Origin of the sequence: Aquipseudomonas alcaligenes NBRC 14159 (genome assembly GCF_000467105.1) — a bacterium.
Classification (GTDB): Bacteria; Pseudomonadota; Gammaproteobacteria; order Pseudomonadales; family Pseudomonadaceae; genus Aquipseudomonas; species Aquipseudomonas alcaligenes.
On the sequence record NZ_BATI01000005.1, the window covers coordinates 1 to 20396 of the forward strand.

Sequence of the window (20396 nt, forward strand, 5' to 3'; positions counted from 1 at the left end):
GGGCAACATCCTCACTCCGCCGCCGGATTCTTGCGCTTGAGCGGTGCCATGCCGTCCTGGCTGACCAGGGGCGCCGCCTTGGGCGCGTTGGCGCGGCGCTTGGGTGCTGTCTTGCTGGCCGATTTCTTAGCCCCGTCCTTCTTGTCGGTCTTTTTTTTCTTCACGCCAACCGCCTTACCGGACGCCTTGACGTTCTTCGGCCCCTGGTAGCTGCCCTTGAGCTCCTTGATCACCCGGCGCTCGAAGCGCTGCTTGAGGTAGCGCTCGATGCTCGACATCAGGTTCCAGTCGTTGTGGCAGATCAGCGAAATCGCCAGGCCGCTGGCGCCGGCGCGGCCGGTACGGCCGATGCGGTGCACGTACTCATCGCCGGAGCGCGGCATGTCGAAGTTGATCACCAGATCCAGGTCTTCGATGTCCAGGCCGCGCGCCGCCACGTCGGTGGCAACCAGCACCTTGCTGCCGCCCTGGCGGAAGCGGTCGATGGCCAGCTTGCGGTCCTTCTGGTCCTTCTCGCCGTGCAGCACGAAGGCCTTGTAGTCCAGGGCCACCAGATGACCGTAGAGACGGTCGACCTGGGCGCGGGTGTTGCAGAAGATCATCGCCTTGCGGTGCGGCTCGTTGGACAGCAGCCACTGCACCAGGCGCTCCTTGTGCGTCGCATCGTCGGCCGTGATGATCTGCTGGACGGTGGTCGCGCTGAGCTGGTCGACGCTGTTGAGCTTCAGGTGCAGCGGCTCGCGCAGCACCTTGGCGATCATCTCGCGCAGCACCTTGCCGCCGCCGGTGGCGGAGAACAGCAGGGTCTGCTGGCGGTTGGCGCACTCCTGGGTGATGCGCTCGATGTCCTCGGCGAAGCCCAGGTCGAGCATGCGGTCGGCCTCGTCCAGCACCAGCACCTCGACGCCATTGAGCTTGAGGCTGCCGGCGTTGAGGTGCTCCATCAGCCGGCCGGGGGTGGCGATCAGCAGGTCGGGCTGCTTGCGCAGCAGCGCGGCCTGCTCCTTGAAGTCCTCACCACCGGTGACCAGGCCAGCCTTGATGAAGGTGTACTGGGAGAAGCGCTCCACTTCCTTGAGGATCTGCTGGGCCAGCTCGCGGGTCGGCAGCAGGATCAGCGAACGCACGTCGGTGCGCTGCTTCGAGTTGGCATCGCCGAGCAGGCGGTTGAGCAGCGGCAGCAGGAAGGCCGCGGTCTTGCCGCTGCCGGTCTGCGCCGTCACCCGCAGGTCGCGCCCCTCCAGCGCCGGCGGAATGGCCGCCTGCTGCACCGGCGTCGGCTCGGTGAAGTTCAGCTCGGCGACAGCCTTGAGCAGGCGTTCATGCAGGGCGAATTGGGAGAACACTGGGGCTTACCTCGGCACGGAAAATCGGAAACAGCCGCATAGGTTACCGGTTGTCGCGGCAAAAGAGCGTATTTGATCGAATTTTGTACAAATCCTTGCAAACGGATAGAATGCGCGCCGCCTGCCATCCCGGCCGGCATGGGTTCCCTAACCCCATCCCTAAAAAGGTAGCCTCCATGCTCGTTTCGCAGACCGCGCACCAGCGTTCGGCCCTGGCCGTGCTGATCGCCTTCCATATCCTCATCATCATCGCCAGCAACTACCTGGTGCAGCTGCCGATCACCCTGTTCGGCTGGCACACCACCTGGGGCGCCTTCAGCTTTCCGTTCATCTTCCTGGCCAGCGACCTGACCGTGCGCCTGCTCGGCAAGGGTCCGGCGCGCCAGGTGATCGCGCGGGTGATGATCCCCGCCCTGCTCGCCTCCTACGTGGTCTCGGTGCTGTTCCAGGAAGGCGCCTTCCGCGGCCTGGCGGCGCTGGGCGAGTACAACGAGTTCGTCCTGCGCATCTCGGTGGCCAGCTTCCTCGCCTACGTGCTCGGCCAGTTGCTCGACATCCAGGTGTTCGACCGCCTGCGCCAGCTGCCGCAGTGGTGGATCGCGCCGACCGCCTCGACCATCCTCGGCAACCTGCTGGACACCTTCGCCTTCTTCTCGGTGGCCTTCTGGCGCAGCGACAACCCCTTCATGGCCGAGCACTGGGTGGAGATCGCCACGGTGGACTACGGGGTCAAGCTGGCCGTCAGCCTGATGCTGTTCGTGCCGCTGTACGGCATGCTGTTGCGCGCCATACTGCGCGTGCTGGACCACCGCAGCCGCGCGCTGGCCTGAGGGAACGATCGGGCACGGCCGCACTCGAAACCTGTACCCCGTACCGGAGAAGCCCCCATGCCCCGTACCCTGCCGCTCGCCCTGATCGCCGCCACCCTCGCCCTCGGGCTGAACAGCGCCGGCGCCGCGCCCAAGCACGACAAACATGACAAGCACGGCGGCGGCGGTGACGACGTCACTGTCGACCTGCGCGGCCCGAGCATCGACATCGGCCGGGTGCGCATCGTCCTCGGCGACAACCGCGAGCTGATCGGCCCGGCGCAATCGCTGCCGCCGGGCATCCGCAAGAACCTGGCGCGTGGCAAGCCGCTGCCGCCGGGCATCGCCAAACGCTTCGACAACCGCCTGCTCGGCCAGCTGCCGCACTACGACGGCTACGAGTGGCGCCAGGTCGGCACCGACGTGGTGCTGGTGACCCTGGCCACCGGGCTGATCTACGAGATCATTTCGAACGTGCTGGACTGAGCGACGGTCGCACCGGGGCGCTCGCATGAAGCCGCAACTGGTCTACTACGTCGCCGCCAGCCTGGACGGCTACATCGCCCGCCCGGACGGCGCCGTGGACTGGCTGCAAGCCATCGAGGCCACAGGCGACGATCATGGCTACGAGCAGTTCTACCAGGGCATCGACGGCCTGCTGATGGGCCGCGCTACCTACGACATGGTGCGCGGCTTCGGCAGCGCCTGGCCCTACGCCGGCAAGCCCTGCCGGGTACTGGCGCGCAATCCGTTGCAACAGCCCCCGGCGGATGTGCTGGGCCGCCACTGCACCCCCAGTGACGCCCTGGAAGAACTGGCCGAACGCGGCTGCCAACGGGTCTGGCTGGTCGGGGGCGGCAGCCTGGCCGGCAACTGCCTGGCCGCCGGGCTGCTCGATGAACTGCTGGTCAGCGTCATCCCACACCTGCTCGGCGCCGGCGTCCAGCTGTTCGCCGGCGGCCTGGAGCAGCGCCTGAGCCTGCAGGCGCATCGGCTGTTTCCCAGCGGCGTCGCCCAGCTGCACTACCGGGTGTTGCGCGACAGCGCCGACTAGCTCAGCTGCTGTGCCTGCTTGCGCAGCAGGCGTGCGCTGTCCCAGCCGATCAGCAGCACCGCCAGCCAGATCGGCAGGTAGGTCCACAGCTGCTGCGGCGCGAAGGTCTCGCCGAGGAACAGCACGGCGACGCCGAACAGCAACACCGGTTCCACATAGCTGAGAATGCCGAACAGCCCCAGCGGCAACAGGCGGCTGGCCGCCATCATGGCGCCGAAGGCCAGGGCGCTGAGCAGCCCCAGGCCGGGCAACAGCCACCACAGCTGCGGCGCCTGGGTGAACAGCGCCGGCGGTCCGTAGGCCTGGATCAGCCAGATGCCCAGCGGCGCCAGCACCAGCATCTCCAGGACGAAGCCGGACAGCGCGTCCAGCTTCATCCAGCGGCGCAGCATGAAGTACGGCGGATAACCCAGTGCCGCCACCAGGGTCACCCAGGAGAAGGCCTGGGTCAGCCACAGCTCATGCGCCACACCGAGCAGCGCGCAGCCCACGGCAAGGCGCTGCAGCGGGCGCAGGCGCTCGCCATAGAACAGCCGGCCGACCAGCACCATGGCGAGCGGCAGCAGGAAGTAGCCGAGCGATACATCGAGCATCCTGCCGGCCAGCGGCGCCCAGACGAACAGCAGCCACTGCACGCCCATCAACGCTGCTGCCAACGGCAAGGCAAGCAGCAACAGCGGCTCGCGGCGCAGGCGCACGAAAGCGGCGCCGAGCACATCCCACTGGCGGGCCATGGCCACCAGCAGCAGGACCGCCGGAATCGACCAGAGGATGCGCTGGGCGAACACCTGCAGGCCGTCCAGCGGTGCCAGCTCGCGCACGTAGCCGGGCACCAGGACGAACAACACCGACGCCACCACCGACAGCGCCACACCACGACCCGACAATTGCACCGCTGCCTCCGACCACCCGACTCAAGGTGAGCTATGGCAACACAGAGCGTTCAATATTTCAAACACAGTTATGCACGGCGACGGGCATACAGTGCTCGCACAATAAAAAACCGGCCCGCCGGGAGGAGCGCCCGCGCGAGCCGGTGGACGGGCCGAGGAAATCGGCCCCAGGGGAGAGTCAGGTGATCAGGCGACCTGGGCCAGTTGCTCGCGGGCCTTGGCCAGGCCCTGTTCGGAGAACTCGGCGCCCATGTTCAGGCCCTCGGCATGGATGAACTGCACGTCGTGGATGCCGATGAAGGCCAGTGCCTGGCGCAGGTAGGGTTCCTGGTGGTCCATGCCGCTGCCAGCGTAGATGCCGCCACGGGCGGTCAGCACATAGGCGCGCTTGCCGGTGAGCAGGCCTTGCGGGCCGGTTTCGGTGTACTTGAAGGTGACGCCGGCACGCAGCACGTGATCCAGCCAGGCCTTGAGGGTGCTGGGGATGGCGAAGTTGTACATCGGCGCCGCGAGGACCAGCACGTCGGCAGCCAGCACCTCGTCGGTCAGCTCGTTGGAGCGGGCGGCGGCGGCCTTCTCGGCATCGTTCTGCTGCTCGGCGGGCTTCATCCAGCCGGCCAGCAGGGTTTCGTCGAGGTGCGGCACCGGCTGCTTGGCCAGGTCGCGGACCGTGACCTCATCCTGCGGATGGGCGGCCTGCCACTGGGCGATGAAATCGGCGGTCAGCTGGCGGGAAACGGAACCTTGCTGACGGGCACTGCTTTCGATAACGAGGATGCGGGACATTTGGCTAACTCCATCGGGGTTGCTGGGCTTCGATGGAGTGCAGATTATGGTCAGCCAATAAGATAAAAAAGCGCAAATATCCGCTTCAAATAATCAACAAAGTTGATTTATTTGACAGCGCGCCCTAGGCTCACTTGGGCTGGCAGGTCACGTTCACCCGCAGCCGGATGATGTTGCGGGCGAACTTCACGGTCTGGGTCACGCTTTCCCCGGCCTTGAGCTCGGCGGAGCGGGTGCGCGGCGCCTCGGGGCCGTTGCGGAACTGGGCGTTGCACTTGGCGTCGGTGAGGCCGTAGTTGTACAGGGTGAGACCGCCGATGTTGCTGTCGATCTGCTGGACGGTGGCGGAGACCTCGGCGCCATTCATCTGCTTCTCCAGCTCGGTGGGGTAGGCAGCAGCGGTGAGCGGCAGCAGGGCAAGCAGGACCAGGCAGCAGTTTTTCATCGGCACTCTCCGTTTGGGGGTGCCTAGTGTGCGGTCTCGAAATTAACTGTTCAATGAGGAAACGGCGATGAAAGCGCCCCGTGTCACCCTGGATCAATGGCGTACCCTGCAGGCGGTGGTGGACCACGGCGGCTTCGCCCAGGCGGCCGAGGCGCTGCACCGCTCGCAATCGTCGGTGAGCTACACGGTGGCACGCATGCAGGAACAGCTGGGCGCGCCGCTACTGCGCATCGACGGGCGCAAGGCGGTACTCACCGAAGCCGGCGAGGTGCTACTGCGCCGTTCGCGGCAGCTGGTCAAGCAGGCCAGTCAGCTGGAAGAGCTGGCCCATCACATGGAACAGGGCTGGGAAGCCGAAGTACGCCTGGTGGTGGACGCCGCCTACCCCACCGCCAATATCGTGCGCACCCTCTCGGCCTTCATGCCGCAGAGCCGCGGCTGCCGCGTGCGCCTGCGTGAGGAAGTGCTGTCCGGCGTCGAGGACGTGCTGCACGAAGGCTCCGCCGACCTGGCCATCAGTGCCCTCAACATCACCGGCTACCTGCCCATCGAGCTGGGCGAGGTGGACTTCATCGCCGTGGCCCATCCGGAGCATCCGCTGCATCGCCTGCAGCGCGAGGTCACCTTCCAGGACCTCGAAGGCCAGATGCAGGTGGTGATCCGCGACAGCGGCCGGGTGCAGCCGCGCGACGCCGGCTGGCTCGGCGCCGAGCAGCGCTGGACGGTCGGCAGCCTGCCCACCGCGCGCACCTTCGTCTCCAGCGGCCTGGGCTTCGCCTGGCTGCCGCGCCACCTGATCGTGCGCGAGCTGGCCGAGGGCCTGCTCAAGCCGCTGCCGATGGAACAGGGCGGCACACGCCGGCCGCGCTTCTTCCTCTACAGCAACAAGGACCGGGTACTCGGCCCGGCCACCCAGATCCTCATCGACCTGATCAAGAACTTCGACGGCGCGCCGCTGGAGGCGCCCTTCGCCGCCCCGCTGCCCAACGCCTGAGGCCCGCGTCATGCCCTACTTCGAACACGCCGGCTGCCAGCTGTACTACGAGGACCACGGCCAGGGCGAACCCCTGCTGCTGGTGCATGGCCTGGGCTCAAGCATTCAGGACTGGGAGTACCAGCTTCCTCACCTGCAACAACAGCGTCGCGTGCTGGCCGTCGACCTGCGCGGCCACGGCCGCTCCGGCAAGCCGCGCGAGCGCTACAGCATGGCCGCCTTCGCCGCCGACGTGGCGGCGCTGATCGAGCACCTGGGCCTGCCGCCGGTGCACCTGGTCGGTATCTCCATGGGTGGCATGGTCGGCTTCCAGCTGGGCGTCGACCACCCCGAACTGCTGCGCAGCCTGTGCATCGTCAACAGCGCCCCCGAGGTGAAGGCCAAAAGCGCGGCCGACTGGTGGATGCTGGCCAAGCGCTGGAGCCTCTCGCGCCTGCTGAGCCTGCAGACCATCGGCAGGGGCCTGGGCCGCCTGCTCTTCCCCCTGCCGGAGCAGGCCGAGCTGCGCGCCAAGGTCGAGCAACGCTGGCCGCAGAACGACAAGCGCGCCTACCTCGCCAGCCTCGACGCCATCATCGGCTGGGGGGTGCGTGAACGCCTGGCCGCCATCACCTGTCCTACCCTGGTGATCAGCGGCGACCGCGACTACACCCCGGTGGCAGCCAAGCAGGCCTACGTGGCCGAACTGCCGAACGCCCGCCTGGTGGTGATCGAGCATTCGCGCCACGCCACCCCGATGGACCAGCCGGATCGTTTCAACGCTGTCCTGGACGACTTCCTCGCCCAGGTCGAGCAACCTCAACCGCAACACGACAACAAGGACCCGCAACCATGCTGAAGCAACTCCTCCTTTCCGCCGGCCTGCTGCTGAGCACCAGCCTGTTCGCCGCCGAGAACCCGCACGTGGTGCTGACCACCAGCTACGGCGACATCGAGATCGAGCTGAACGCCGAGAAAGCGCCGATCAGCACGCAGAACTTCCTCGGCTATGTCGAATCCGGCTTCTACAACGGCACCCAGTTCCACCGGGTGATCCCGGGCTTCATGATCCAGGGCGGCGGCTTCGATGCCGACATGGGCCAGAAGGACACCTTCAAGCCGATCAAGAACGAGGCCGACAACGGCCTGCGCAACGACCGCGGCACCATCGCCATGGCCCGCACCCAGGCAGTGGACTCGGCCACCAGCCAGTTCTTCATCAACCACAAAGACAACGACTTCCTCAACCACGGCGGCCGCGACTTCGGCTACGCGGTATTCGGCAAGGTGGTACGCGGCATGGATGTGGTCGACCGCATCGCCAAGGTGCGCACCGGCAACCGCGGCATGCACCAGAACGTGCCGGTCGAGCCGGTGCTGATCCTCAGCGCGAAAAAGCTCTAAGCCCATTCAGGCCCTGGGCTGCGCCAGCAGCTCCAGGGCACCGGCAATATCGCCGCTGGCGTGCGCCAGGCGCAGCAGTTCCAGGCGCCGCGCCAGCTCCTCGGCGCCCAGTCCGTAGTTCTCCGGCAGCGCCGCATGGCAACCGGCGATGGCTAGCGACAGGCGTACACCACGCCCCTTGGGCTCCCGCCCCTCGCGATAACGCCAGCCGACCATGCGGTTCGACGCCACCTGCACCTGAGCAAAGCCCTGCACATCTGCCCAACGCACATGATGGGCACGGAACAGCGAGCTGAAGGTAAAGCCCTCCTCGCCCAGGCGCAGGTAGTTGGCCCCCGGCAGCAAGGCCAGCGCGGCGATCAGGCTACCCAGGCCGAATACCGCCAGGCAGAACCAGCCGGCCAGCCGCCCATCGCACAGCATCAGCACCGCCACCCCACAGAACGCCAGGCAACCGAGCAGCATGCCCAGCCATTTCCAGGGCCTGGGGCGTAGGATCAGACTCACAGCCGCGGCCCCTCGTCCGGCCGGGAGATGACCCGTAACCGCTCGCTGCGCACCCACACCCCGGCATCTTCCTCGTCACCGGCCAGGTACATTATCTGCGACCAGCCGTCGTACTCGCTGTAAATGGAAACCCTATCGCCGGGAATGATGAACTTGCCGTGGATGCGGCACGCCGCGCTGGGCGCCGAGTGGAAATGTGCGCGGTCCTGACCAGCCACCTCGCCGATCCAGGGGTTGTGCCAGTTGGCCGCCTTGGCCCGCGCATCCAGCGCGGCGCAATCCTCGGCAAAGGCGGGCCATGGCCAGCCCAGCAGGGCAAACAGACCGCAGACGATCCTCGTCATTCTCGCTCCTCGTTCAGCGCAGATAAGCGCTCACTTTCTGTTGCAGCAGCTCGACCAGCTCGGGCTGCATGTACTGGTAGTCGTCGGGTATACCCAGGCAGATCACCCGCTTGCCCTTGAGCAGCGCGCCGAAACGCTGCTGCAGGCGGCGCTGGTGGACGCGCTCCATGACGAAGATCAGCTCGGCCCAGTGCAGCTGCTCGGCGGATAACGGCACCTCGGCGTCCGCCGCCAGACCGGCCGAGTCGCTCTGCACGCCGGGCCAGCCGGCGAATACCTGCTCGGCCGTCGGGCTGCGCAGGCGGTTGCGACTGCAGATGAACAGCGCACGGGTCATCGCGGTCGCCACACCAGGGCCAGCCCGAGCACGGCGAATACGGCGATAGCGGCGCCATGGCACCAGGCGGCGGGGCCCGAGTGGCCGATGGCCTCGACACCCGCGGTGTCCTCCAGCCAGCGCCAGAGCGGCAACAGCAGCAGGGTCAGCAACACGCCGAGCGGCAGGCTCAGTACCAGCACGCCCAGACTCAGCCATGCCTTCTTCATCTCAGGCTCCTGCCTGGCGATAGGGCAGCAACTCCCGCGCCTGCTCGGCGTAGGCCCGCAGCGCCGGTCGCTCCTCGGCCAGGAAGTTCGCCACCGCGGCACGCAGCCCCGGGTGAAGCAGGTAATGCCAGGAGCGCGTGATGACCGGTTCGAAGCCGCGGGTCAGCTTGTGCTCGCCCTGGGCGCCGGCGTCGAAACACTGCAGACCCTCGGCGATGGCGCGCTCGATCCCCTGGTAGAAGCAGGTCTCGAAATGCAGGCGATCGAAATCGCCCAGGCAGCCCCAGTAGCGGCCGTAGAAGCTGTCGCCGGCCACCAGGCTGAAGGCCATGGCCACCGGGCGGCCGTGCTGCAGGGCGCTGACCACGCGGATCGCCTCGGGCATGCGTTCGGCCAGCAGGCTGAAGAAGGCGCGGGTCAGATAGGGCGCGCGGCGGCGCACATGGTAGGTACTGGCGTAGCAGGCATAGACGAAGTCCCAGTCCGCCTCGCACAACTCAGCCCCCAGCTGCCAGCGGAAGTCGATGCCCTGCCCCGCCACCTGCTCGCGCTCCTTGCGCAGCTGCTTGCGCTTGCGCGAATTGAGCGCGTCGAGGAAATCCTGAAAGTCGCGGTAGCCGCGGTTGCGCCAGTGATACTGACAGTCTAGGCGCTGCAGCCAGCCGTCACGCGTCTGGAACAGCGCGTCGTCCTCGGCACGCAGGAAATTGACATGCAGACCGGAGAGCCCCTCGCCGGCCAGGCTTGCCGTCAGCTCGTCGAGCAAGGCGCCAGCCTGCTGCGGATCGCCCAGCAGGCGCGGCCCGCTGACCGGGCTGAAAGGTACGGCGCCGAGCAGCTTGGGGTAGTAGGCGATACCGGCACGCTGGCAGGCCTCGGCCCAGCCCATGTCGAACACGTATTCGCCGAAGGAGTGCTCTTTTATATAGGCCGGCAGTGCTGCGCGCACCTCGCCCGCCGCGTCGCGCAGCAGGCGATGTGCAGGCTGCCAGCCGGTATGCACGCCGACACTGCCGCTGTCCTCCAGCGCCGCCAGAAAGGCGTGGCGCAGGAAGGGCTGTGCCTCCGGCAGCAGGGCGTCCCAGGCGGCGGGGGCGATATCGGCGAGACGATGCAGGGTATGAAGCGACATGCCGTCAGTCTGGCGGCTGCCCGAGGCAAATAAAAGCCTGCCACTCCCCGCCCAATAAAAAAGCCCCGCAGAAGCGGGGCCAGGAAGAGGAGCGGATGAACTGCTTGTACTTAGAAAACGTACTGGGCGCGCATCACGAAGCCGTCGCCGCTGTCGTCGTTGTTGGCGTTCTTGGCGTTGTCGACCGAGGACTTGACGTAAACGCCGCTGATCTTGATCGCCTCGTTGGCGTACCAGTTCAGGCCGACGTTGTGCACCTTGCCTTCGATGTCATCGATCTTGGCAAACTTGCCGTTGTCGTCTTCAGCGCTCAGGTGGTCGTAGCGGTAGAACAGCTCCCAGGCACCGATCTGCTTGTTCGCCGGCTTGATCGCATCGAACTTGCCGAGCTTGTAGCCACGCGGCTCGCCAGTCAGGGTGTAGGCAGCCTGTACGTAGTAGCCGTCGGCATCGATATCCTCGTAACCGTCATCGTCGGCCTCCATGCTGCGCGACACGTACTCACCCTGCAGGGAGAACGGGCCCATGGCCCAGGCCGCTTCCAGGCCCCAGGCGGCATCGTCGCCATAGGCACCGGCCGGAGTGGCTTCGGCGCCGCCCAGGGTCAGGCGGTTGCCGTTGTCGCCGGCGTCCTGGCCACCATCGGTGCTCACGCCGCGCATGCCCAGACGGCTGCGGATACGGCCGTCGAACTCGGTGTCGGAAAGGTCGCGCTGGGCATAGTTGAGGCCGAAGTGCAGGACCTTGCCAGCCTCGGCCATCGGCGCGAACACGCCACGCAGGTTGAACTGGGAAGTGCTGTCGCCATCTTCGGTGGAGTTGGTCGCGTCCTTGGAGAACAGGCCGGCGGAACCGTACAGGGAGTTGCCGGCGGTGCCGGACACCTGGATACCCATGCCGCCGTTGTGGAGGTTGGCCCAGTCGACCAGGTCATAGGCAGCGGTACGCTCCTGGGCAGTCACCCACTTGGAGCTGGTGGCCTTCTCCAGACCGAATTCCGGGTCGAAGCGGCCGACCTTGATCGAAACCGGCGCGAAGCCGTTGTAGGCCAGGGAAGCTTCGTCGAAGTAGCCATCATCCTTGCGGCTGTCGCCACCGGCGTTGTGCGAGAAGTCGTAGTTAACCTGGTAGGCCCAGTCGCTGTACATCACACCGCCCAGCTCGAGGAAGGCGCGGCGGAAGTAGCCGGCGTCGGCGGTGTTGCCGTTCTTGGTGTAGAAGCCATCGAAGCGGCTGTAGTCAGCCTGGATACGGCCGCCCAGCTTGAAGCTGAATGCCTTGTCGGTGGTGCCGACTTCCAGGCCACCTTTGGTCTTGATCATGATGTCGGCGCCGTCAGTGGTGACGGTACCGGCGAAAGCCTGGGCGGAAATGGCCAGAGCCAGGGCGCTGGCAGCAAAACCGGCAAAGTGCTTCATCGAAGGATTCCCCTATTGGTCTTTAGAAAAACACTGGGCCTTGGCCCTGCGTGTTGGGGGGGGAATTTTGGCGGGGGGTTATTTCAGCTCGGTTGTAGTTATATGAAAGTTAAATTACATAGGAACTTTTTAGTTCCTTTGGAAATAAACACGCAAGCCCCGCCCCATCGGGGCTGGGGCCTCGTTCAGCGCCGGCGCAACGCCTTCGCCAGCCAGTGATCCAGACTCAACCAGCGCCCCGCTCCGCTGAAGAACAGCGCCAGCAGCATCAGCAGGTAGGTGACGGCGAACTCGATGCCGTTATTCAGCACGACGAAACGCCCGCTGGCGGTGAGCCAGGCGTAGTTGCCGTGTTCCTGCAGGATGGCGCGGGCACGCTCGAGCTTCTCCGCCGCGGCCAGTACCCGCTCGTTGGCGAAGGGCGCGGAGGGATCGGCGATGGCCTGCCAGCCGAACTCCCAGTGCACGGCGAAGATCGCCACCAGCATGGTCACCATCAGCGGGATGCTAATCCAGCGCACCGCCAGGCCGAGGAGCAGCAGCACCGCCCCGCCCGCCTCAGTGAGCGCCGCCAGCCAGGCCAGCAATGCCGGGAACGGCAGGCCCAGGCCCCAGTCGGGGTTGCCGAACCAGGCGATGGTCGACTCCATGTCCGCCAGCTTGTGCGTGCCGGCCATCCAGAAGATCGGCACCAGGTACAGGCGCAGCAGCAGCGGCGCGAGAAAGTCCAGGCGCCGGGTGGCGTCCAGGCCATCCTGAAAGCGGTTGAGCAGGTTCAGCATGATGTTCTCCCGGAGCTGGGCGACGCGCCCCGCCCCTTCAGGTAGCAGGTGGGAAACAGATGTCCTGGCGCTGCCAGTCGTCCAGCAGCGCACGGGCATGGGCAAAGTAGTGCTTGTCGGCCGCCAGCCCACTGACCTCGGCCAGATCCAGCTGGGCCTCCAGGTGAGGCTGTCCGGCCTGCAGGCGCAGGGCCAGGTGATAGGCGAAGGGCGACAGCTGCTGGAAGCGCACGCGCTCCTCACGGTCACGCCAGGCCAGCAGGCAGGTAGGCTCGGCAGGAGGCTCGGTAGGCCGGTAATCGGCGCTCAGGCGTTGTACCGGCCAGGCATAGACCAGCGGCCAGGCCAAAGGCGACCAGCCCTGCAGCGGCAGCGCGTCGGTGGCGATATCCAGCGCCAGCTCGACCCGCTCGTAATGCGCCAGTTCGGCGACAAAGGGCGGATCGCCCGGCTCCGCGCCGCCACCGCCTTGCAGCCAGTCGACGAACGCCTCGCCTATCTGCAGAAAGTAGGGCGTGGCGCTGCGTTGCTCGCAGATAAAGGCCCGCACCAGGCGGCGTCGGCGTGGCTCGCCGAGAATCCGGCAGAGCACTGGAAAGCCGCTGGTGATGAAACCGTCGAGGTTGTTGAAGAACAGCTCCTCGTACACCGCCATGCGCTCCCCGGATACCCCCGGCAACAGCGGTTCGGCCAGGGGATTGCGAATACGCGCGGCAAACGCCGCCTGATCGTGCTGGCTCATCGCGCGGCCTCCTGTTGCAGCACGCGGATATGCCCTACCTCGGCATACAGCTCGGCCAGCGGCGGGAAGTTGAAGTCGCGCTCCAGCAGGGTCGGACGCACGCCGTGCACCGCGTAGGCGTGTGCCAGCAACGCCCAGACCGGGTCGTCCACCGGCGCGCCGTGGGTGTCGATCTTCAGGTCGGCGGCCTGGTCCAGGTGCCCGGCCACATGCAGGTAGGCGATGCGCGCGCTGGGCATCGCCGCGATATAGGCGTACGGGTCGAAGCCGAAGTTATGGGCATTGACCTGCACGTTGTTGACGTCCAGCAGCAACTGGCAATCGGCCTCTTCCAGCACGGCGCGAACGAAATCCACCTCGTCCAGCTCGCCGGGCAGGCGCGCATAGGCCGACACGTTCTCGATGATCAGCGGCCGCTCCAGCACGTCTTCGACCTGACGGATGCGCGCAGCCACCCGGCGTACCGCGTCGAAGCTGAAGGGCAGCGGCATCAGATCGTACAACTGGCCGTCGTCGGCACAGGCCGACAGGTGCTCGCTGTAACCGAGGATGCCGTGCTCGTCGAGAAACACCTTGATCGCACGCAGCAGCTCAAGGTCCAGCGGCGCGTAGCCGCCCAGGTTGAGGGACAGGCCATGGCAGAGGAACGGTAGGCGCTCGCTCAGCGCGCGCAGCTGGCGGCCGAAACGCCCGCCAACGCCGACCCAGTTCTCCGGGGCGATCTCGAGAAAGTCGACCGCACCCGGGGCGCTGTCCTGCAGCGCCGCGAGCAGGCCGCGACGCAGGCCCAGGCCCGCGCCGCTGACGAAGTTGCCGTTGGCCATGTCCCGCCGCCCTTACTCGGCCTTGTCACCGCCACACTTGCCTTCATGGCCGGCCTTGGCTTCCTCGCCGCAGCTGCCCTCCTTCTTCGCCTTGTCGCCGCCGCACTTGCCTTCCTTGCTCGCCTTGTCGCCGCCGCACTTACCTTCCTCGGCCTTCATTTCGCCGCCACACTTGCCCTCGCCGCAGGCGCCTTCATGGCCCTTCTCGTGGGCGGCCAGGCTGTAGCCGCTGGAGAGCTCCTGGCTGGCGAACGGGTTGCCGCCGGCCTGGGCGACGAAGGTGGAGCCGAGCAGGGCCGCGCCCAGGGTGATGGCGATGGTATTGCGCTGTTTCTTGGAATTTCTCCGTCAGGGATCAGGGTGCGAGGGGCCGATCGGCCACCTTCGCCACACTAGACGGAGCAGTTTCGTACGCATTACAGCCGGCACGAAAAAAATTATGCGCCCTGGCGCCGCGGCCACATCAGGCTGAAACGCGCGCCGCCGAGGTAGGTGCCACGGCCGACGTAGGCACGCCCGCCGTGCCAGTAGATGATCCGCCGCACGATGGACAGCCCCAGGCCATGGCCGCCGGAGGCCCGCGTGCGGCTGTCGTCCAGGCGCAGGAACGGCGTGAACACCCGCTCCCAGGCCTCTTCCGGCACGCCCGGGCCATCGTCCTCGATGTCGATCCAGCAGCGCTCCGGATCGATCCGGTAGGTCACCCGCACGCATGACTCGGCGTGGCGCATGGCATTGCTCACCAGGTTCTGCAGGGCGCGATGCAGGTAACGCGGCTCGGCATCCACCTGCGCCGTGTCGTCCGGCCCATCCTGGCAGGGGCCACGCTCGACACGCACGGCCGCACGCAGCGGCGCCAGCTCACCGATCACCTGTTCGATCAGCGCGCTGAGGTCCACCCGCTGGAAGCTCAGCTCCGGCGAGCCCTGCTCCAGGCGGGCGTAGACCAGCATCTCGTCGACCAGCTTGTCGAGGTCCTGGATATCGCCATCCATGCCCTCCAGGTACTTGCGCCGGGCCTGGTCGGTCTCGGCGTCGGCGATCATCTCCAGGCCGAAGCGCAGCCGCGCCACCGGGGTGCGCAGCTCGTGGGACACCGCTCGCACCATCTCGCGCTGCACGCCGACCAGGCGCTGCAGCTGCTCGGCCATAGCGTTGAAGGTGCTGGCCAGGCGCCCCACCGAGTCGGCGCCCTGGGTCGGCGCGCGCGCCTCGAAGCGCCCACTGGCCAACTGCGTGGCGGCGTTTTCCAGGCCCTGCAGGCGGCGCTCCAGGCGGCGCACCAGCAGGTAGAGGATCATCCCGGTGAGCGTCAGGCCCAGCGCACCGATCAGCACCAGCAACTCGGTGGGATAGGGATTCATCTGGTCGATGGGGCCGACTTCCAGCACCCAGGGCGTGTTGACCATGCCGGCAATCACCCGGATCGAGTTGCCGTCCTTGCCCAGCGCCATCACCGTGTCGCCCTCGTCCACCCGGCGCTGCTGGTCCTCGTCCAGGTCGACCTTTTCCAGGGTGACCAGGCGCAGGTCGAAGCCGAACCCCTTCTCCTCCTTCAGTGCTGCCAGGCGCCTGGGCTGCTCGGCGATGGGCTGGCGCACCAGCTCGTCCATCAGCAGGTAGACGGTGGCACGCGCCAGTTGCTCACTGATCTGCTCGATCTCGGCGGTCAGCAGCAACTGTTCGTCGGCACTGACCAGCGCGTAGACCCGTGCCTCATGCGGCGCGCTCTGCTCCACCAGCACCTGGCCCTTGAGCAGCCGCGCGCGCGCGCGGCCATCCAGCGGGTCGGAACCCAGCGTGCGCAACTCCAGGGGTACGCCGAGCAGGCGGCTCCAGGTCACCAGGGCGCGGCGCCGGTCGACGTCGTCCATCGGTTGCAGGCTGTCGGCCATCAGGCGGAAGGTGCCGCGCGCCAGCTGCTCGCGGTACTGGTCGCTGCGCACCTCGTTGGTCAGCTGCAGGGCGCCGACGCCAAGCAGCGCCACCAGCACCAGGGCGGCGATGATGCCGCCGTAGATGCGCAGGAAGATGGTATTCATTGCAGCTCGGCAGCCGCCTCGGCGACGAACAGATAGCCCTTGCTGCGTACCGTCTTGATCAGCCGCGGGTGCATCGGGTCGTCACCGATCTTCGGCCGGATGCGCGAGATGCGCACGTCGATGGAGCGGTCCTGGCCGTCGTACTCGATGCCGCGCAGGGCGGTGAAGATTTCCTCGCGCGAGAGAATGCGCCCGGCGTTGGCCGCCAGCAGCCAGAGCAGGTCGAACTCGGCGCTGGTCAGCTCGACGCTGGCGCCGCGCAGCCAGGCCTCGCGCATCGCGCTGTCGATCACCAGCGGGCCGAACTCCAGGCGCCGCAGGTTCTCCACCGGCGCCTCGCCGCCCTCGCTGCGACGCAACAGGGCACGGATGCGCGCCAGCAGCACACGCGGGCGCACCGGCTTGCACACATAGTCGTCGGCGCCCATCTCCAGGCCGAGCACCTCGTCCATGTCGTCGGTGCGCGCGGTGAGCATCAGGATCGGCCCGGCGAACTGGCCACGCACCTTGCGGCAGATGGACAGGCCGTCCTCACCCGGCAGCATCAGGTCGAGCACCACCAGGTCCGGCTGCTCCTTGAGAATGCGCGCCGCAGCACGGGCGCCATCGGACTCGATCGCCACCTGCAGGCCATTGCTCTGCAGGTACTCCTGGGTCAGCTCCGCCAACCGCTGATCATCCTCGACGATCAGGATCTGCCAGGCCTCTTGCTCCACGACTTCTTCTCCAGCGCAGCGCCATTAGTGGCGGCATTGTAACAACCGCCACCGGTTAGCACAGCGCATGCCAGAAACACTACATCTTGTGTTAGAGTCGATAAGGTTTCAGAGCATTTCGCAACCTGCCAAAGCTGCCCGCCAGGGGCGACGAACGGTAGAAGCCAGGGTTAACGGGGCCTGCCGCGCGAGCCACCGAAACGACCCACAATTCACCCACAAGTTATCCACAGAAAGCGCGCCACCACCTCCCTTGCAAAGCCCCCGATAGCGCATTATCTTGTATCCCCATCGCGCCTCACCCCAATATCTAGTGGGTCGAACGAGGCAAGGGACACTAAGAATAAAGAATGCAGAGGGGCCCGATCCACGCGCTGCCGTTAGCATTTCCGCCCAGCCGCCGCCGCTGCGGCTGCACAGCACGGACCGCGTAGAACACTTCCCCCGCATTCACCAAACGACCGCGAAGTCGCGCCGCGTCGATCACTACAGGTTGTGGTCACGCCAAACGCCTTCACTAGTGGTCTGCAGCCAGGACGGCCCCGCGTCACCCTGTACTGCCGCAGTTTCTCGATGCCTGGCCGGACGCCGGATATCGCGATGTTTTATCAAGGGAATGAACACAAGACACCCGGCGTGTCCAAACCAATTAGAAGTGGAGAACCTCATGCACACCGACACAACTCGCGAGAACCCGCAGGCCGTGGCGCCGCAGGCCGCCGAATCCAGTCAGGATCTGGCCGCCACCGCCCCGGGCCAGCTGCGCGTGATCAAGCGCAACGGCACCGTCGTCCCCTACACCGACGACAAGATCACCGTGGCCATCACCAAGGCGTTCCTCGCAGTTGAAGGCGGCACCGCCGCTGCTTCGTCGCGTATCCATGAGACCGTCGCGCGCCTGACCGAGCAGGTCACCGCCACCTTCAAGCGCCGCATGCCGTCCGGCGGCACCATCCACATCGAAGAGATCCAGGACCAGGTCGAACTGGCCCTGATGCGCGCCGGCGAGCAGAAAGTCGCCCGCGACTACGTGATCTACCGCGAAGCCCAGGCCGCCAAGCGCAAGAACAGCGCCGACGACGTGGCCCAGCCGCACCCGAGCATCCGCGTGACCCGCGCCGACGGCAGTGTGCAGCCGCTGGACATGGGCCGCCTGCAGACCATCATCCGCGAGGCCTGCGAAGGCCTGGCCGAAGTCGACGGCGCGCTGATCGAGTCCGAGACCCTGAAGAACCTGTACGACGGCGTCGCCGAGAAGGACGTCAACACCGCCCTGGTGATGACCGCCCGTACCCTGGTCGAGCGCGAGCCGAACTACTCCTATGTCACCGCCCGCCTGCTGATGGACAACATCCGCGCCGAAGCCCTGGGCTTCCTCGGCATCGCCAGCAGCGCCACCCACCACGAGATGGTCGACCTCTACGCCAAGGCCCTGCCGGCCTATGTCGAGAAGGGCGTGGAGTTCGAGCTGCTCGATCCCAAGCTCAAGGACTACGACCTGGCCAAGCTGGGCGCCGCGCTGAACCACGAGCGCGACCAGCAGTTCACCTACCTGGGCCTGCAGACCCTGTACGACCGCTACTTCATCCACAAGGACGGCATCCGTTTCGAACTGCCGCAGGTGTTCTTCATGCGCGTGGCCATGGGCCTGGCCATCGAAGAGCCGAAGAACCGTGAAGAACGTGCCATCGAGTTCTACAACCTGCTGTCCTCGTTCGACTACATGGCGTCGACCCCGACCCTGTTCAACGCCGGCACCCTGCGTCCGCAGCTGTCGTCCTGCTACCTGACCACCGTGCCGGACGACCTGTCGGGCATCTACGGCGCCATCCACGACAACGCCATGCTGTCGAAATTCGCCGGCGGCCTGGGCAACGACTGGACCCCGGTGCGCGCGCTGGGCTCCTACATCAAGGGCACCAACGGCAAGAGCCAGGGCGTCGTGCCCTTCCTGAAAGTGGTCAACGACACCGCCGTGGCCGTCAACCAGGGCGGCAAGCGCAAGGGCGCCGTGTGCGCCTACCTGGAAACCTGGCACCTGGACATCGAGGAATTCCTCGAGCTGCGCAAGAACACCGGTGACGACCGCCGCCGTACCCACGACATGAACACCGCGAACTGGATTCCCGACCTGTTCATGAAGCGCGTGTTCGACGACGGCCAGTGGACCCTGTTCTCCCCGTCCGAAGTACCGGACCTGCACGACCTGACCGGCAAGGCCTTCGAAGAGCGCTACGAGTACTACGAAGCCCTGGCTGGCTACGGCAAGATCAAGGTTTACAAGACCATTGCCGCCAAGGACCTGTGGCGCAAGATGCTGTCCATGCTGTTCGAAACCGGCCACCCGTGGCTGACCTTCAAGGACCCGTGCAACCTGCGCAGCCCGCAGCAGCACGTGGGCGTGGTACACAGCTCCAACCTGTGCACCGAGATCACCCTGAACACCAACAAGGACGAGATCGCCGTCTGCAACCTGGGCTCGATCAACCTGGTCAACCACATCGTCGACGGCAAGCTGGACACCGAGAAGCTCGGCCGCACCGTGAAGACCGCCGTGCGCATGCTCGATAACGTCATCGACATCAACTACTACAGCGTGCCGCAGGCGAAGAACTCCAACCTCAAGCACCGTCCGGTCGGCCTCGGCCTGATGGGCTTCCAGGACGCCCTGTACCTGCAGCACATCGCCTACGGCTCCGACGCGGCCATCGAGTTCGCCGACAAGTCCATGGAAGCGATCAGCTACTACGCGATCCAGGCTTCCTGTGACCTGGCCGACGAGCGCGGCAGCTACAGCACCTTCGAAGGTTCGCTGTGGTCCAAGGGCATCCTGCCGCTGGACTCCCAGCAGATCCTGATCGAGGCCCGTGGCCAGAAGTACATCGACGTCGACCTGTCCGAGTCGCTGGACTGGGCGCCGATCCGCGAGCGCGTGAAGAAAGGCATCCGCAACTCCAACATCATGGCCATCGCGCCGACCGCGACCATCTCCAACATCATTGGCGTGTCGCAGTCGATCGAGCCGACCTACCAGAACCTGTACGTGAAATCGAACCTGTCCGGCGAATTCACCGTGATCAACCCCTACCTGGTGCGCGACCTGAAGAACCGCGGCCTGTGGGACAGCGTCATGGTCAACGACCTGAAGTACTACGACGGCTCCGTACAGCAGATCGAGCGCATCCCGCAGGACCTCAAGGACCTGTACGCCACCGCGTTCGAAGTGGAAACCAAGTGGATCGTCGACGCCGCCAGCCGCCGCCAGAAGTGGATCGACCAGGCCCAGTCGCTGAACCTGTACATCGCCGGCGCCTCGGGCAAGAAGCTGGACGTGACCTACCGCATGGCCTGGTACCGTGGCCTGAAAACCACCTACTACCTCCGTGCCCTGGCCGCCACCAGCACCGAGAAGTCCACCATCAACACCGGCAAGCTCAACGCGGTGTCCAGTGGTGCGATCGACGAGGGCAACTTCGCTGCGCCGGCCGGTCCGGCTCCGGTTCCAAAGGCATGCTCCATCGACAACCCCGACTGCGAAGCCTGCCAGTAATGGCAGGCGCGCGAATCTGAGCAGCGCCTAGCGCTCGCTCAGATTCGCGCTCGCACCGAGTGGCCTGGTAAGAGCAAAACGCC

General features: G+C 66.2%; 23 protein-coding genes. 7 read left to right on the forward strand and 16 right to left on the reverse strand.

Annotated elements, in window-relative coordinates; translation table 11 throughout:
* Positions 1 to 11 precede the first annotated feature (11 nt).
* The gene (locus PA6_RS02080; protein WP_021699209.1) at positions 12 to 1346 is read right to left on the reverse strand and encodes a DEAD/DEAH box helicase; all 1335 of its coding nucleotides are present in this window, start codon (positions 1344 to 1346) and stop codon (positions 12 to 14) included.
* 176 nt (positions 1347 to 1522) lie between these two features.
* Between PA6_RS02080 and PA6_RS02085 the strand changes: the two genes are divergently transcribed.
* From PA6_RS02085 to PA6_RS02095, 3 genes are read left to right on the forward strand one after another with little or no spacing between them, the layout of a single operon-like run.
* Positions 1523 to 2176 carry a 7-cyano-7-deazaguanine/7-aminomethyl-7-deazaguanine transporter gene (locus PA6_RS02085; RefSeq protein WP_021699210.1) on the forward strand — a complete coding sequence of 218 codons (654 nt, stop codon included), beginning with the start codon at positions 1523 to 1525 and terminating at the stop codon, positions 2174 to 2176.
* Positions 2177 to 2233: 57 nt separating this feature from the next.
* On the forward strand, positions 2234 to 2641 hold the full coding sequence (locus tag PA6_RS02090) for an anti-virulence regulator CigR family protein (RefSeq protein WP_021699211.1): 408 nt from the start codon (positions 2234 to 2236) through the stop codon (positions 2639 to 2641).
* Between the two features lie 25 nt (positions 2642 to 2666).
* Positions 2667 to 3209: a dihydrofolate reductase family protein gene (locus PA6_RS02095; protein WP_021699212.1), complete on the forward strand. Its 543-nt coding sequence runs from the start codon at positions 2667 to 2669 to the stop codon at positions 3207 to 3209.
* On the opposite strand, the gene rarD is transcribed toward PA6_RS02095, so the two are convergent.
* From rarD to PA6_RS02110, 3 genes are all read right to left on the reverse strand, one after another.
* A complete protein-coding gene (gene rarD / locus PA6_RS02100; protein ID WP_021699213.1) occupies positions 3206 to 4102 on the reverse strand; it encodes an EamA family transporter RarD in 897 nt (298 codons plus the stop codon). The genes PA6_RS02095 and rarD overlap by 4 nt on opposite strands.
* A gap of 186 nt (positions 4103 to 4288) precedes the next feature.
* Positions 4289 to 4888 carry an FMN-dependent NADH-azoreductase gene (locus PA6_RS02105; protein WP_021699214.1) on the reverse strand — a complete coding sequence of 200 codons (600 nt, stop codon included), beginning with the start codon at positions 4886 to 4888 and terminating at the stop codon, positions 4289 to 4291.
* 130 nt (positions 4889 to 5018) lie between these two features.
* A complete protein-coding gene (locus PA6_RS02110; protein ID WP_021699215.1) occupies positions 5019 to 5333 on the reverse strand; it encodes a hypothetical protein in 315 nt (104 codons plus the stop codon).
* A 67-nt stretch (positions 5334 to 5400) separates the two neighbouring features.
* Here PA6_RS02110 and PA6_RS02115 point away from each other — a divergent pair, with 67 nt between their 5' ends.
* Genes PA6_RS02115 through PA6_RS02125 form a run of 3 tightly spaced genes read left to right on the forward strand, consistent with a single transcriptional unit; the run spans position 5401 to position 7710 of the window.
* On the forward strand, positions 5401 to 6327 hold the full coding sequence (locus PA6_RS02115) for a LysR family transcriptional regulator (protein WP_021699216.1): 927 nt from the start codon (positions 5401 to 5403) through the stop codon (positions 6325 to 6327).
* A 10-nt stretch (positions 6328 to 6337) separates the two neighbouring features.
* Positions 6338 to 7165, forward strand: coding sequence for an alpha/beta fold hydrolase (locus tag PA6_RS02120; protein WP_021699217.1), 828 nt, complete (start codon positions 6338 to 6340; stop codon positions 7163 to 7165).
* A complete protein-coding gene (locus PA6_RS02125; RefSeq protein WP_021699218.1) occupies positions 7159 to 7710 on the forward strand; it encodes a peptidylprolyl isomerase in 552 nt (183 codons plus the stop codon). The genes PA6_RS02120 and PA6_RS02125 overlap by 7 nt, the downstream gene beginning before the upstream one ends.
* Before the next feature lie 6 nt (positions 7711 to 7716).
* Here PA6_RS02125 and PA6_RS02130 read toward each other — a convergent pair whose 3' ends face one another.
* From PA6_RS02130 to PA6_RS02185, 12 genes are all read right to left on the reverse strand, one after another.
* Positions 7717 to 8217, reverse strand: coding sequence for a hypothetical protein (locus PA6_RS02130; RefSeq protein WP_021699219.1), 501 nt, complete (start codon positions 8215 to 8217; stop codon positions 7717 to 7719).
* Entirely contained in the window at positions 8214 to 8561 is a 348-nt protein-coding gene (locus PA6_RS02135; protein WP_021699220.1) for a hypothetical protein, read from the reverse strand. The genes PA6_RS02130 and PA6_RS02135 overlap by 4 nt, the downstream gene beginning before the upstream one ends.
* Before the next feature lie 13 nt (positions 8562 to 8574).
* On the reverse strand, positions 8575 to 8898 hold the full coding sequence (locus tag PA6_RS02140) for a low molecular weight protein tyrosine phosphatase family protein (protein ID WP_021699221.1): 324 nt from the start codon (positions 8896 to 8898) through the stop codon (positions 8575 to 8577).
* A complete protein-coding gene (locus PA6_RS02145) occupies positions 8895 to 9107 on the reverse strand; it encodes a hypothetical protein (RefSeq protein ID WP_021699222.1) in 213 nt (70 codons plus the stop codon). Before PA6_RS02145 ends, PA6_RS02140 begins: the two co-directional genes overlap by 4 nt.
* A 1-nt stretch (position 9108) precedes the next feature.
* Positions 9109 to 10239 carry a GNAT family N-acetyltransferase gene (locus PA6_RS02150; protein ID WP_021699223.1) on the reverse strand — a complete coding sequence of 377 codons (1131 nt, stop codon included), beginning with the start codon at positions 10237 to 10239 and terminating at the stop codon, positions 9109 to 9111.
* Positions 10240 to 10349: 110 nt separating this feature from the next.
* On the reverse strand, positions 10350 to 11657 hold the full coding sequence (locus tag PA6_RS02155) for an OprO/OprP family phosphate-selective porin (protein WP_021699224.1): 1308 nt from the start codon (positions 11655 to 11657) through the stop codon (positions 10350 to 10352).
* A gap of 185 nt (positions 11658 to 11842) precedes the next feature.
* The gene (locus PA6_RS02160; RefSeq protein WP_021699225.1) at positions 11843 to 12439 is read right to left on the reverse strand and encodes an HvfX family Cu-binding RiPP maturation protein; all 597 of its coding nucleotides are present in this window, start codon (positions 12437 to 12439) and stop codon (positions 11843 to 11845) included.
* Positions 12440 to 12476: 37 nt separating this feature from the next.
* On the reverse strand, positions 12477 to 13181 hold the full coding sequence (locus PA6_RS02165) for an HvfC family RiPP maturation protein (protein WP_021699226.1): 705 nt from the start codon (positions 13179 to 13181) through the stop codon (positions 12477 to 12479).
* Positions 13178 to 14005 carry an HvfB family MNIO-type RiPP peptide maturase gene (locus PA6_RS02170; RefSeq protein WP_021699227.1) on the reverse strand — a complete coding sequence of 276 codons (828 nt, stop codon included), beginning with the start codon at positions 14003 to 14005 and terminating at the stop codon, positions 13178 to 13180. The genes PA6_RS02165 and PA6_RS02170 overlap by 4 nt, the downstream gene beginning before the upstream one ends.
* Positions 14006 to 14017: 12 nt before the next feature.
* On the reverse strand, positions 14018 to 14323 hold the full coding sequence (locus tag PA6_RS24830) for an HvfA family oxazolone/thioamide-modified RiPP metallophore (protein WP_043216173.1): 306 nt from the start codon (positions 14321 to 14323) through the stop codon (positions 14018 to 14020).
* Positions 14324 to 14442: 119 nt separating this feature from the next.
* On the reverse strand, positions 14443 to 16047 hold the full coding sequence (locus tag PA6_RS02180) for an ATP-binding protein (RefSeq protein WP_021699228.1): 1605 nt from the start codon (positions 16045 to 16047) through the stop codon (positions 14443 to 14445).
* Entirely contained in the window at positions 16044 to 16763 is a 720-nt protein-coding gene (locus PA6_RS02185) for a response regulator (protein ID WP_021699229.1), read from the reverse strand. Before PA6_RS02185 ends, PA6_RS02180 begins: the two co-directional genes overlap by 4 nt.
* 667 nt (positions 16764 to 17430) lie before the next feature.
* Between PA6_RS02185 and PA6_RS02190 the strand changes: the two genes are divergently transcribed.
* Positions 17431 to 20313: a ribonucleoside-diphosphate reductase subunit alpha gene (locus PA6_RS02190; protein WP_021699230.1), complete on the forward strand. Its 2883-nt coding sequence runs from the start codon at positions 17431 to 17433 to the stop codon at positions 20311 to 20313.
* Positions 20314 to 20396: the final 83 nt, after the last annotated feature.

Excerpts from the sequence above, each read along its gene's own strand:
- PA6_RS02090 (WP_021699211.1), top strand. The coding sequence starts at position 2,234 with ATGCCCCGTACCCTGCCGCTCGCCCTGATCGCCGCCACCCTCGCCCTC.
- PA6_RS02170 (WP_021699227.1), bottom strand. The coding sequence starts at position 14,005 with ATGGCCAACGGCAACTTCGTCAGCGGCGCGGGCCTGGGCCTGCGTCGC.
- PA6_RS02155 (WP_021699224.1), bottom strand. The coding sequence starts at position 11,657 with ATGAAGCACTTTGCCGGTTTTGCTGCCAGCGCCCTGGCTCTGGCCATT.
- PA6_RS02095 (WP_021699212.1), top strand. The coding sequence starts at position 2,667 with ATGAAGCCGCAACTGGTCTACTACGTCGCCGCCAGCCTGGACGGCTAC.
- PA6_RS02190 (WP_021699230.1), top strand. The coding sequence starts at position 17,431 with ATGCACACCGACACAACTCGCGAGAACCCGCAGGCCGTGGCGCCGCAG.
- PA6_RS02110 (WP_021699215.1), bottom strand. The coding sequence starts at position 5,333 with ATGAAAAACTGCTGCCTGGTCCTGCTTGCCCTGCTGCCGCTCACCGCT.
- PA6_RS02135 (WP_021699220.1), bottom strand. The coding sequence starts at position 8,561 with ATGACGAGGATCGTCTGCGGTCTGTTTGCCCTGCTGGGCTGGCCATGG.
- PA6_RS02125 (WP_021699218.1), top strand. The coding sequence starts at position 7,159 with ATGCTGAAGCAACTCCTCCTTTCCGCCGGCCTGCTGCTGAGCACCAGC.
- PA6_RS02140 (WP_021699221.1), bottom strand. The coding sequence starts at position 8,898 with ATGACCCGTGCGCTGTTCATCTGCAGTCGCAACCGCCTGCGCAGCCCG.
- PA6_RS02150 (WP_021699223.1), bottom strand. The coding sequence starts at position 10,239 with ATGTCGCTTCATACCCTGCATCGTCTCGCCGATATCGCCCCCGCCGCC.
- PA6_RS02115 (WP_021699216.1), top strand. The coding sequence starts at position 5,401 with ATGAAAGCGCCCCGTGTCACCCTGGATCAATGGCGTACCCTGCAGGCG.
- PA6_RS02105 (WP_021699214.1), bottom strand. The coding sequence starts at position 4,888 with ATGTCCCGCATCCTCGTTATCGAAAGCAGTGCCCGTCAGCAAGGTTCC.
- PA6_RS02160 (WP_021699225.1), bottom strand. The coding sequence starts at position 12,439 with ATGCTGAACCTGCTCAACCGCTTTCAGGATGGCCTGGACGCCACCCGG.
- PA6_RS02180 (WP_021699228.1), bottom strand. The coding sequence starts at position 16,047 with ATGAATACCATCTTCCTGCGCATCTACGGCGGCATCATCGCCGCCCTG.
- PA6_RS02120 (WP_021699217.1), top strand. The coding sequence starts at position 6,338 with ATGCCCTACTTCGAACACGCCGGCTGCCAGCTGTACTACGAGGACCAC.
- PA6_RS02165 (WP_021699226.1), bottom strand. The coding sequence starts at position 13,181 with ATGAGCCAGCACGATCAGGCGGCGTTTGCCGCGCGTATTCGCAATCCC.
- PA6_RS02085 (WP_021699210.1), top strand. The coding sequence starts at position 1,523 with ATGCTCGTTTCGCAGACCGCGCACCAGCGTTCGGCCCTGGCCGTGCTG.
- PA6_RS02145 (WP_021699222.1), bottom strand. The coding sequence starts at position 9,107 with ATGAAGAAGGCATGGCTGAGTCTGGGCGTGCTGGTACTGAGCCTGCCG.